Annotated in this window: 11 protein-coding genes and 1 other annotated feature; all 11 genes read left to right on the plus strand. The window is 39.9% G+C overall.

Going from position 1 to position 12,317, the window contains the following annotated elements:
- Positions 1-10: 10 nt before the first annotated feature.
- The 11 genes from OMU_RS18665 to rlmN all read left to right on the plus strand — a co-directional run bounded on the left by OMU_RS18665 (position 11) and on the right by rlmN (position 12,185).
- The gene (locus OMU_RS18665) at positions 11-328 is read left to right on the plus strand and encodes a PTS sugar transporter subunit IIB (protein ID WP_016181419.1); all 318 of its coding nucleotides are present in this window, start codon (positions 11-13) and stop codon (positions 326-328) included.
- A 23-nt stretch (positions 329-351) separates the two neighbouring features.
- Complete coding sequence (locus tag OMU_RS18670; protein WP_016181420.1) at positions 352-681, plus strand: PTS lactose/cellobiose transporter subunit IIA; 330 nt, start codon at positions 352-354, stop codon at positions 679-681.
- Positions 682-692: 11 nt separating this feature from the next.
- Positions 693-1,835 carry a GNAT family N-acetyltransferase gene (locus tag OMU_RS18675; protein WP_016181421.1) on the plus strand — a complete coding sequence of 381 codons (1,143 nt, stop codon included), beginning with the start codon at positions 693-695 and terminating at the stop codon, positions 1,833-1,835.
- An 18-nt stretch (positions 1,836-1,853) separates the two neighbouring features.
- Complete coding sequence (locus tag OMU_RS18680) at positions 1,854-3,116, plus strand: PTS sugar transporter subunit IIC (RefSeq protein WP_016181422.1); 1,263 nt, start codon at positions 1,854-1,856, stop codon at positions 3,114-3,116.
- Positions 3,117-3,201: 85 nt separating this feature from the next.
- Positions 3,202-4,590 (plus strand): glycoside hydrolase family 1 protein, encoded by a 1,389-nt coding sequence (locus tag OMU_RS18685; RefSeq protein WP_016181423.1) that lies wholly within the window; start codon positions 3,202-3,204, stop codon positions 4,588-4,590.
- A 19-nt stretch (positions 4,591-4,609) separates the two neighbouring features.
- Positions 4,610-5,701, plus strand: a complete 1,092-nt coding sequence (locus OMU_RS18690) for a DUF871 domain-containing protein (RefSeq protein ID WP_016181424.1) — start codon at positions 4,610-4,612, stop codon at positions 5,699-5,701.
- A gap of 80 nt (positions 5,702-5,781) precedes the next feature.
- Positions 5,782-6,007 (plus strand) — a binding site (T-box leader).
- Between the two features lie 199 nt (positions 6,008-6,206).
- Positions 6,207-6,848, plus strand: coding sequence for an amino acid ABC transporter permease (locus OMU_RS18695; RefSeq protein WP_016181425.1), 642 nt, complete (start codon positions 6,207-6,209; stop codon positions 6,846-6,848).
- Positions 6,849-6,861: 13 nt separating this feature from the next.
- On the plus strand, positions 6,862-7,497 hold the full coding sequence (locus OMU_RS18700) for an amino acid ABC transporter ATP-binding protein (protein WP_016181426.1): 636 nt from the start codon (positions 6,862-6,864) through the stop codon (positions 7,495-7,497).
- A gap of 23 nt (positions 7,498-7,520) precedes the next feature.
- A complete protein-coding gene (locus OMU_RS18705; protein WP_016181427.1) occupies positions 7,521-8,348 on the plus strand; it encodes a transporter substrate-binding domain-containing protein in 828 nt (275 codons plus the stop codon).
- 106 nt (positions 8,349-8,454) lie between these two features.
- A complete protein-coding gene (locus tag OMU_RS18710) occupies positions 8,455-10,866 on the plus strand; it encodes a DNA translocase FtsK (protein WP_016181428.1) in 2,412 nt (803 codons plus the stop codon).
- 251 nt (positions 10,867-11,117) lie between these two features.
- Positions 11,118-12,185 (plus strand): dual-specificity RNA methyltransferase RlmN, encoded by a 1,068-nt coding sequence (gene rlmN / locus OMU_RS18715; RefSeq protein ID WP_016181429.1) that lies wholly within the window; start codon positions 11,118-11,120, stop codon positions 12,183-12,185.
- Positions 12,186-12,317 lie beyond the last annotated feature (132 nt).

The raw sequence follows: 12,317 nt of genomic DNA on the forward strand, positions 1-12,317 counted from the left end.
AGTGTCAGATATGAAAAGAATTATGTTAGTTTGTGCGGCAGGAATGAGCACTAGTTTATTAGTTACAAAAATGGAAAAAGCAGCTGAAGCTCAAGGGTTAGAATCAGATATTTTCGCAGTTTCAGCTTCGGAAGCGGATGCAAAATTAGAAGATGCAAGCAAACCAGTAGATGTTTTACTATTAGGCCCACAAGTTCGTTTTATGAAGAGCCAGTTTGAAACAAAATTAGCGGATAAAGGTATCCCTGTTGACGTTATTGATATGAAAGATTACGGCATGATGAATGGTGAGGCTGTTTTAGGTACTGCACTAAGCCTAATGAAGTAAGAAATTAAAGGGGAGCTAAGCAAATGAGCGAAACAATGAGTCAGGAACAATTAGAAGCAGTAATGGGCTTGATTATCAATGCCGGTAACGCTAAAAGCGATGCCATGGAAGCAATTCAAGCAGCTAAAGATGGTAACTTTAGTTTGGCACAGGAAAAACTTGAGGCAGCGGATCAAGCTTTAGTAGAAGCACATCATTCTCAAACAGGGCTGTTGACTGAAGAAGCTAGTGGAAATCCAATGACCGTGACACTTTTGGCTGTTCATAGTCAAGATCATTTAATGACGAGTATTACCTTTAACGACATGGCAAAAGAAGTCGTTGATCTATACAAACGTTTGGGTAACGAATAGGAAGTGATCCCGTGAAATTAGCTCGTGATCATGAATCGTTGAAAGCGATCACAGGTTTAATTGAATACGCTTTTAGGAAACAACAACCAATCATCGATGATCCGCTTTTCTTATCACGTTATGAACATGCTGATAGTTATGGCATGTATCACGATGGTGAATTAACAAGTTTGGTCATGGCGAATCATTTTGAAATTCAACTTTTTAATGAAAGAGTTAAAATGGCCGGTGTTGGTTATGTCAGCAGCTATCCAGAATATCGAGGGCAAGGCGGCGTTAGTAATATTATGCCTGAACTCTTGACGGATCTTTATGAACAAGGTGTAGCAGTATCCCAGCTTGCTCCTTTTTCTGAAAGTTTTTATCGTCAATTTGGATACGAGCCGACTAGTCGTAGAAAAATCTATCGTATTCCAGCATTAGCCTTTAATTATTTACCAAGTGAACGAAGGGGGAATGTCAAACGCGGAACCTGGCAGCAGATGAAGCTGGTGATCCAATCGATTTATCAGCGCTTATTGAAACAACAGCAGAATGGAACAGTGATACGTGAAGACTGGTGGTGGGAACGACTAGATCATTATTATTCACATCGATTTTATGCCGTTGCTTACGATGATGCTGGTGAAGCGAAAGGTTACATTATTTATCGAATGCAAGGCAGCACACTGATAGTAGATGAGCTTGCTTATGAAAACGAACTCGCACTGCGAAAATTATTAACGTACTTAAAATCCCACGTCTCATCATTTGAAGAATTTCTTTATTATGCACCTGTCCATGAACTTATTGAAAAATGTTTTCGTGAACAAGAGCAGCTTAAAATTACTCTAGAACCTTATATGATGAGTCGAATTATCGACATTAAGCAATTATTACCGAAACTTCCAATAAACCAAAAAGAAATTATTTTAGAAGTAACTGAAGATAAGGAATGTCCTTGGAATGTTGGTAGCTGGCTAGTCAGTCAGGGGACTTGTCAAAAAGTACATGAAGCAGGCGATATCAAAGCATCCATTCATGAGTGGAGCGAATTATTATTGGGAGAATTGACTTTAGCAGAAGGAGTTTTTCTTGGCAAAGTCACAGCTGCCAAAGGGTTTACGGCTGAAATTTTTCCAAAAGGTCGACAAAGTTTTTATGATTATTTTTAAATAGGGGGAAATACAAAAATGGATAAATTTATCAATTTTATGGAGAAACACTTTATCCCACATGCATCAAAGATCGGTAATCAACGTCATTTGATCGCAATTCGGGATGCCTTTACAGTAACAATGCCGTTAATGATTTTAGGGGCATTAGCGGTAATGTTAAATAACTTGTCACTAAGCATTCCAGCCTTCGGTAAGTTTATGAACGGCATTTTTGGCGGGGATTCTTGGACAGGTTTTGGTGGAGCTGTTTGGAACGGAACATTTGGTGTTCTATCAGTTTTCATCGCGTTCCTAGTTGCCTATAACTTAGCACATCATTATGGTAAAGATCCAGTAGGTGCAGGGGTCGTATCTGTTGCTTCTTTCTTTACTTTAGGTGCAGCAACTAGCGGAATGAACTCTTCTGGTTTGTTCGTAGCATTGATCGTCGGTATCGTAGTGGCAGAAGTCTTCACTCGTTTAGTCGGTAACGAAAAATTAGTTATTAAAATGCCAGAAGGCGTGCCGCCAGCAGTTGCCCGTTCATTCGCATCTCTATTTCCAGCGATGATCACTGTTTCAATCTTTGGTTTAATCGCAGCAATTATTGCCGGATTTGGTGTTAAAGATATGTTTGCTGAATTCTATGCATTGGTACAAGAACCATTCATGGGCTTAGCTAACTCTTACGGCTCAGCATTGCTAATTGCCTTCATTACGCCATTCTTGTGGTTCTTTGGATTACATGGTGCCAATATGATCGACCCATTCATGCAAGCAATCAATGCACCAGCGATTGAAGCAAACGCTAATGCGTTGGCAGCAGGAAAAGCAGCGCCTTACATTGTTAACAAACCATTCGTTGATTCATTTGTAAACATGGGTGGTACAGGGGTAACAATTGGTTTAATCATTGCTATCTATTTAGTTGGACGTAAGAACAAACCGTTCATGGTTGTAAACAACTTGGCTGCAGCACCTGGTATCTTCAACATTAATGAACCATTGATGTTCGGTCTACCATTGGTATTGAACCCAATTATGTTTATTCCATTCATCTTGACACCAATGATCTGTATTTCAACTGCGTATTTTGCAACCAGCTTTGGTTGGGTGCCAGCAGCAACAGTTATGCCACCATGGGTAACACCACCAATCATTGGCGGATTCTTGGCAACTCAAAGCTTCTCAGGTGCAATTTTAGCGGCTGTTAACTTAGTAATCTCAATTGTGATGTACGTGCCATTCGTATCATTAGCAACAAGACAAGAGCTTAAAAAAGTAGCAGAAGCACAATAATTTATTCAAAGGGGGTGCGGATCACTGGATTCCACCCCTTTTAATATTGCAAAACAACTAATTTTTAGAATGAGGTAGATATACAATGAAAACTTTCCCAAAAAATTTCTGGTGGGGTGCTGCGACATCTGGCCCACAAAGTGAAGGACGCTTTAACAAAAAACATGCAAATGTCTTCGATTATCACTTTGAAATCGAACCCGAAAAATTTCACAATCATGTTGGACCAGATGTTGCTTCCAACTTTTACAACAGCTATCAAGAAGATATCCAAATGATGCGTTCTATCGGAATGAATAGTTTACGGACAAGTATCCAATGGAGTCGTTTAATCGATGATTTAGAAACGAATACAGTTAATCAGGATGCTGTAGATTTTTACAACAATGTGATTGATGCAATGATCGCCGAAGGTATGACTCCAACAATGAATCTGCACCATTTTGACCTACCAGTAGAATTATTTGATAAATATGGTGGCTGGGAATCAAAAAAAGTCGTAGAGCTGTATGTTGGTTTTGCTGAGAAATGCTTTGAGTTATTTGGGGATCGGGTAAAATTCTGGACAACTCATAATGAACCAATGGTTGTTGTTGAAGGTGAATACTTATTCCAATTCCATTATCCAAATATCGTGGATGGAAAAAAAGCAGTACAAGTCGCTTATAATTTAAACTTGGCATCCGCAAAAGCCATTCAAGCATTTCGTAAAATGAACATTGAAGATGCGCAAATCGGAACAATTTTAAATCTTACGCCTACCTACGCAGCTTCTGATGCGCCAGAAGACCAAGAAGCGGCAAGGATTGCAGAGCTATGGAACAATAAAATGTTCCTAGAACCAGCGATTTATGGACATTTTCCAACTGAATTAGAAGAGTTATTAACGAAGGACAAGGTCCTATGGGAAACCACGGATGAAGAAAAAGAAATTTTGAAGAATAATACTGTTGATTTCTTAGGTGTGAACTTCTATCATCCAAATCGTGTGAAGGCTCCTGATGTAGCACCAAATTCGGTTGGTGCGTGGATGCCAGACCGTTATTATGATGCTTACGATATGCCTGGACGTCGTGTGAATCTAGATCGCGGGTGGGAAATTTATCCAAAAGCGCTTTATGATATTGCGGTAAATATCAAAGAAAATTATAAAAATATTCCATGGTATGTCTCTGAAAATGGCATGGGTGTCTCAAATGAGGAGCGCTTCAAAAATGCTGATGGCATGATCGAAGACGATTATCGGATTGATTTTGTCCAAGAGCATTTAGAATGGCTGCATAAAGGTATCGAAGAAGGCTCTAATTGCTTTGGATATCATATGTGGACACCAATCGATTGCTGGTCTTGGCTAAATTCTTACAAGAACCGTTATGGTTTCATTTCAAATAATATTCATACACAAATCAAAACGGTGAAGAAATCCGGTTACTGGTTCAAAGAGGTAACCGAAAGAAACGGTTTAGAAGAGTAATCAAGGAGGGGAAATTTAAGTGAAACGTGAACTAGGTATTTCAGTCTATCCTGATCATAGTGATCCGCAGACGGATCGTGACTACATTAAGAAAGCGGCGGAGCTTGGCTATACGCGAATTTTTATGAGTATGCTGGAAGTGACAGAAGGCAAAGAAAAAGTCAGCGAAAAATTTGGTAGTATCATTCATTACGCGAAGGATCTTGGTTTTGAAACAATCTTGGATATTGCGCCATCAATTTTCGATGATTTAGGCATTTCATACGATGATTTAAGCTTCTTCGCTGAGCTTGGTGCTGAAGGTATTCGTTTAGACGAAGGCTTTGACGGTAACAAAGAAGCGATGCTGAGTTATAATCCTGAAGGCTTAGCGATCGAGCTAAATATGAGTAATAATGTCGCTTATCTTGATAACATTTTATCTTATGAAGCCAACGAGCCATTCATTTATGGCTGTCATAATTTTTATCCGCAAGAGGGTTCGGCATTGCCATATGACTTCTTCATCAGCTGTAGTGAACGCTTCAAAGGTCATGGGATCAAGACAGCCGCTTTTATCACAAGTCATGAAGCGAAATATGGACCATGGGACGTGAATGATGGACTGCCGACATTGGAGATGCATCGTCATTTGCCGATCGATCTACAGGCGCGTCATATGTTCGCGACAGGACTGATTGATACCGTGATTATCGGAAATGCCTACGCTTCTGATGAGGAACTAGAAAAAGTAGCCGCAGTTAATCGTTATAAAGTAAGCTTAGGTATTGAATTTGTGCCAGCAGCAACAGAAATCGAACGTAAAATCGTAGCTGATCCGAAGCATTTCCGTCGCGGCGATATTACTTCTACTGCTGTTCGCTCAACAATGGTTCGAGTGAAGTATGCAGATGTTGCAAATCCTGTTCATGACAACACCCAAGAATTTCAAGTGGGAGATGTCGTTGTAGGAAATGATGATTTTGGCAAATACAAAAACGAATTACAAATCGTTCTAGAACCCCATAGCGATTCACGAAAAAATTTGGTTGGAAAGATTCCGCCAGAAGAACTGATTATGTTGGATTTCTTGAAGCCTTGGTCTAAATTTCAATTTGTTCCTAATAATTAAATTTGAGACAGATGATAAAAAGATGAAGGTTCGTTATTGACAAACCCTGAAAAGGCGTGTAAAGTATGACTCAACTTAATCAAACGACAATGAAAAGAAGAGTAGCAGTTCATTTGTTCTCAGAGAGTCTCTGGTAGGTGAGAAGAGGCAGCAATGTTTTGTGAACCACATCTTTGAGTCGATCAGTTGAATTTAGTAGGCTGATCCGGGAGCGCCCGTTACAGCAGAGGTCAGATTGACCAGTTGAGATCGTTCGTTGTGAGACGGCGATGAAAAAAGGTGGAACCACGTGATTACGTCCTTTAGTCCTAGCGACTAAAGGACTTTTTTATTTTCACCCGCTGGAACGGCTGACCCGTAGAGGTCCTTTTTGCGAAAAAAGGACAAAGACGAGGTGGAACCGCGTATTTAACGCCCTCTGGTAGAGATACCAGGGGGCGTTAGTTGTTTTTTGAGAAAGATTCGAAAGGCCGTGCAACTTTCGAAAAAATGGAGGGATATTGGGATGAACTATTTGATCGACGTCATGCCGCAATTATTACAAGGGGCAACGACAACACTGAAATTATTTGCTTTTACCATATTAGGCTCATTGCCGCTAGGGATTTTATTATCATTCGGGTTGGCGAGCAAGTTTAAGCCGTTGCAATGGATTTTACGTTTTTATGTTTGGATTATGCGGGGTACACCACTATTATTACAATTGATTTTTGTTTTTTATGGATTGCCGTTAGTTGGAATCATTTTTGATCGTTTTGATGCAGCGTTGTTTGCTTTTGTATTGAACTATGCTGCTTATTACGCAGAAATTTTCCGTGGTGGGATTCAATCGATTCCAGTTGGCCAATATGAAGCATCGAAGGTGATCGGATTAACACCGGTTCAAACGATTACGCGAATCATTATTCCGCAGGTCGTAAAAATTGTTTTACCGTCTGTAGGAAATGAAGTGATCAACTTAGTGAAAGATACGTCGCTTGTTTATATCCTTGGGTTATCAGACGTTATGCGCGCGGGGAAAATTGCGATGGAGCGTGACACTACCTTACTTCCGTTATTCGGTGTAGCAATCATTTACTTAGCGCTGACAGGAGTTACGTCAGTTATCTTGAAACAACTAGAAAATCGTTTGAATTATTATCGTTAGGCAGGTGGAAAAAATGATTGAATTAAAAAATGTAAACAAATCCTTTGGTAGTAAAAAAGTGATTAATAATTTGGACTTAGTCATTCCTGATGGACAAATCTTAGCCATCGTCGGTCCATCTGGAGGAGGTAAAACGACGCTGTTGAGAACCCTGGCTGGATTAGAAACAGCTGACAGCGGGACGTTTTTATTAGATGGAAGCCCCTTTGATCCAACTTCTTCGAAACAACAGGAGCAGGTCGTTGGCGTGGTTTTCCAAGATTTCCAATTATTTCCGCATTTGAGTGTGATGGATAATATTACGATCGGACCACGATTAGTCTTGAAGCAGGATAAAGAGACCTATACAAGCAAGGCGAACCATTTAGCGAAATTATTGGATATCGAAGAATTATTAAATAATTTTCCTTATCAATTATCAGGTGGGCAAAAGCAACGCTTAGCGATTGCCCGGGCGATGGCGATGAACCCCAAGGTATTGGCATACGATGAACCAACAAGTGCATTAGATCCTGCGTTACGTCAGCAAGTAGCGAGCTTGATTTTAGAATTAAAAGCAGACGGTGTGACTCAGATCGTCGTAACCCATGATTTAGATTTTGCTGAGGAAATTGGTGACAAGGTATTGAAGGTAGAACCTATCAAATAAAAACGATATTAGGAGGAGTTAGTATGAAAATGAAAAAATTGGTTTTGGGAATGGTGGCTGTTTTGACTTTAGTGAGTTTAGCCGCGTGTGGAAAGAAAGAAGCCAGCGGTGACGACAGCTGGAAAACCATTGAGAAGGATAAAAAGGTAACGATTGGTTTAGATGATACGTTTGTACCAATGGGCTTCAAGGATGAGGATGGAAAAATCGTAGGCTTTGATATTGATCTAGCAAAAGCGGTTTTTGACCAATATGACATCAAAGCTGATTTTCAGCCAATCGACTGGTCAATGAAGGAAAATGAATTGGACAACGGTACGATTGATCTAATCTGGAATGGCTATACTGTTACAAAATCAAGAGAAAAGAAAGTGCTTTTTTCTGATCCTTACGCGCAAAATGAACAAGTCTTGGTCACAAAAAAAGACAGCGGGATCACCAAAGCAGCAGATATGAAAGATAAAGTCTTAGGTGCTCAAGAAGGTTCTTCTGGCTATGAAGCCTTTAACAATGAGACAAAAACCTTGAAGGACATCGTTAAAGAAAACGATGCAACCTTGTATGCTAGCTTCAATGAAGCAATGATTGATTTGGAAAATGGTCGGATCGACGGAGTGTTGATTGATAAGGTTTATGCGGATTACTACTTGAAGAAGGCGAATAAACTAGATGAATACAACATTTTCAACGTTGGTTTCAAGAATGAAAACTTTGCAGTTGGCGCACGTAAAGGCGATAAGGAATTAGTAAGTAAAATTAATAGTGCATTCAAAGAATTACAGGACAACGGCAAATATGCTGAAATCTCTAAGAAATGGTTTGGTGAAGAATGGTCTTTACCAAAAGAGTAATCAGAACGTCCCCTTAAATTTTAATTAACCAAAAAGAAAAGGCGAGCAAAACTTTTGTTCGCCTTCTTTTTTTTGTATAATGGTACAGAATGGAAAGAGGGATAACATGGCGCAAAAAAAGCGTACAAAGAAAAAAAGAAAAACGAAAAAGCAAAAACAACTACAAGAACAGCGCCTGATCATCGGGCTTGGGCTTTTATTTATTTTATTCACAGTCTTTGCCATATTTAAATTAGGTTTCTTAGGAAATTTAATTGCAAATGTATTACGCTTGATTGGCGGCAATACCTATCAGTTTTTAGCATTGCTATTAGGCTTTTATGGAGCACTGCTGGTAGCGAAAAATACTAAGCTGCGAATAACTAAACCACGGCGTTGGATCGGTATCGGTGTTTTCTATTTAGGGATTTTATTGATTCTCCATGCCCGTTTGTTTATGAAAGTGGAGAGCCAAGATCCAAATATTTTAAAGACGACTTGGGATCTTTTAATGGTCGATTTTTTAGGAAATCAAATCACCCAAAATGTTGGCGGCGGGATGCTTGGAGCGGCACTTTATAATTTGACGCACTTTTTAGTATCACAGGTCGGTAGTTATTTGATCGCTGTTTTACTATTGATTCTTGGTATTTTCTTGTTCAGTCTCTTAGAATTTAACCAAGTAACCGATTATCTTGCCCATCTTGTTGATACCTTGCGGGAGAAATTCTCTGAATCAGACGAGAAAAAAGCGCAAAAAGCTGCTAAAAAGGAAGAGCGTCAAGCGCAAAGGGCACAAGCTAAAGCTGAAAAACAAGCAGCCGAAAAAGCAAAGATGGAAGCAGAACAAGCAGAACGTGAAAAAAACAGAGTACGTTCCTTGACCCCAGGCGAACAACTGGCAAAAGAAAGCCAAGAGCGTTTAGAGAAAGAGCCTGAGCAAATGACCTTGGTACCAATCGAAGGCTTCCAAGAAAATTTAGAGCCTTTGTCAGCAACTGCGGCACCAGTAGCAACGAAGAAAGTGGAGCTTGATGAAGAAGAAATCGATGATCCTGGTGATTTAGAATTTGAAATCAATGCAGAACCGGAAGATCATGATTATCAATTGCCGCCTTCTACGTTACTGGATTCGATTCCAGCGGCAGACCAAAGCGATGAATACAAAAAAATCGAACAAAATATCAAAGTACTAGAAAAAACCTTCAATAGCTTTGGCGTAGATGCAAAGGTTGTGAAAGCCAGCTTAGGACCATCTGTGACAAAATTCGAGGTACAACCAGCCGTTGGTGTGAAGGTCAGCAAAATCGTCAACCTAACCGATGATATTGCCTTAGCCTTAGCTGCGAAGGATGTGCGGATGGAAGCACCGATTCCAGGGAAATCACTGATCGGTATTGAGGTGCCAAACAGTACGATCAGCATGGTTTCCTTCCGTGACATCATTGAAGCCCAGCCTAATCATCCAGATAAATTATTGGAAGTACCATTAGGTCGAGATATCTCAGGGATGGTTCAGACCGCCGATCTATCTAAAATGCCTCACTTGTTAGTTGCAGGTTCGACTGGTAGTGGGAAGTCTGTTTCAATCAACGGAATTATCACCAGTATTTTGATGCGGGCGAAACCGAATGAAGTCAAATTAATGATGATTGACCCGAAAATGGTTGAGTTGAATGTCTATAACGGGATTCCTCATTTATTGACACCGGTTGTAACCAATCCGCGGAAAGCGGCACAAGCCTTACAAAAGGTTGTTCAGGAAATGGAAGAGCGCTACGAAAAATTTGCGGCAACTGGAGTGCGAAACATTTCTGGCTTCAATGAATTAGTTATTCAGAAAAATCTAGAGGATGGACAAAATCGTCCGATTTTACCATTTATAGTAGTTATCGTGGATGAGTTGGCCGATTTGATGATGGTGGCAAGTAACGAAGTTGAAGATGCTATCACTCGTTTAGCCCAAATGGCTCGTGCTGCAGGTATTCATATGATTCTTGCAACACAACGTCCAAGTGTCGATGTTATTACTGGGATCATTAAAGCCAATGTGCCATCACGAATCGCCTTCGCCGTTTCCAGCGGAACGGACTCGCGGACGATCATCGACAGTAATGGGGCGGAAAAACTATTAGGCCGTGGAGACATGCTGTTTTTACCAATGGGAGAAAACAAACCAATTCGTGTTCAAGGCGCCTTCATCTCTGATCATGAAGTAGAACGTGTAGTAGAATTTGTTTCTGATCAGCAGGAAGCTCACTACGAAGAAAAAATGATGCCAACAGAAGAAACTTCTTCTTCGCCATCAGAAACACCGCAGGATGAATTGTATGAAGAAGCAAAGGCTTTAGTTATCGACATGCAGACAGCCAGCATTTCCTTGCTGCAGCGACGCTTTCGTATCGGATATAACCGAGCTGCTCGCATCGTGGAAGAACTGGAGGAGCATGGCGTGATTGGACCTTCCACAGGCAGTAAGCCACGGGAAGTTCTCTTACAAAAAGCAGAAGAAGAGCTAGAAAATCCATTAGAGGAATAAAGGATAAGGTGTGACAAGGGGAATTGTCACACCTTATTTTTGTAGTCTTTATCCAATTAAAAAAATAGTTTTTTATAGATAGTTCAGTTTGTGAATTTTTTTCTTTTTTCCAAAGTTGATTGTTTTCTCTTTGTGAATCGGTTATAGTATGTAGCGAATGTCTGCTTACTTTTCATCTATTACAGAGCAAACGTAGTTATAAATTAATCATTGAAAAATGATTTCGTTTAAATGATTTAGGAGGAAATACCTTGGAAAAACCCTCAATTTATGGTTTAAGAAGAGAAGAATTAGTTGAATGGTTTCTAGAGCATGGCGAGAAGAAATTTCGCGCTACTCAAGTTTGGGAGTGGCTTTATCGCAGTCGTGTGAGCGAGTTTTCGGAAATGAGCAATCTGTCTAAACAAACCATCGCACTACTAGAAGAGAACTTTATCATCAATCCTTTAAAACAATTAGTTGTACAAGAAGCTAGTGATGGCACAGTCAAATATTTATTTGAATTGCCGGATCATTTAATGATTGAAACAGTCTTGATGCGTCAGGAATATGGCTTGTCTGTTTGTGTAACGACTCAAGTTGGGTGCAATATTGGTTGTACGTTTTGTGCGTCTGGTTTGTTGAAAAAGCAGCGAGATTTGACTGCTGGTGAAATCGTGGCTCAAATCATGTTGGTCCAACACTATTTTGACGAATGCGGTGAAGATGAACGTGTCTCTCACGTTGTTGTGATGGGAATTGGCGAGCCGTTTGATAATTACAATAATGTTATGAATTTCCTTCATGTCATTAATGACGATAAAGGGATGGCGATTGGCGCTCGACACATCACCGTTTCAACTAGCGGATTAGTACCGAAGATCAAGAAGTTTGCGGAAAATGGTTTACAAGTAAACCTGGCGATTTCGTTGCACGCGCCGAACAATGAAGTTCGTTCGTCGATTATGCGAATTAACCGCAGCTTTCCAATCGAAAAATTAATGGAAGCAGTGGATTATTATATAGAAGAAACAAATCGTCGAGTTACTTTCGAATACATTATGCTTTCAGGAGTGAATGATCGTCCAGATCACGCGCAACAATTGGCAGACTTAATGAAGAATAAGAAAAAATTAGTTTATGTGAATTTAATTCCTTATAATCCTGTCAGTGAGCACGATCAATATTCTCGCAGTAGTAAAGCAGATGTTCTGCGCTTTTACGATGTATTGAAAAAGAATGGGATCAATTGTGTAATCCGTAAAGAACATGGTACAGACATTGATGCTGCGTGTGGACAATTACGTAGTAAACAAATGAAAAAAGCTACAGTCAAATAAGCATCCAGACTCTCTCAATATCGGGAGAGTTTTTTTCTGTGTTTATAAAATTCATTAATAATATAAGTTTAACTATGAGATGGTCCACATGATGCCTTTAGGAGATCGTGGAAAGGAAAAATAGGCCCTTCA

It is taken from the genome of Enterococcus avium ATCC 14025 (assembly GCF_000406965.1).
GTDB classification, from domain to species: domain Bacteria; phylum Bacillota; class Bacilli; order Lactobacillales; family Enterococcaceae; genus Enterococcus_A; species Enterococcus_A avium.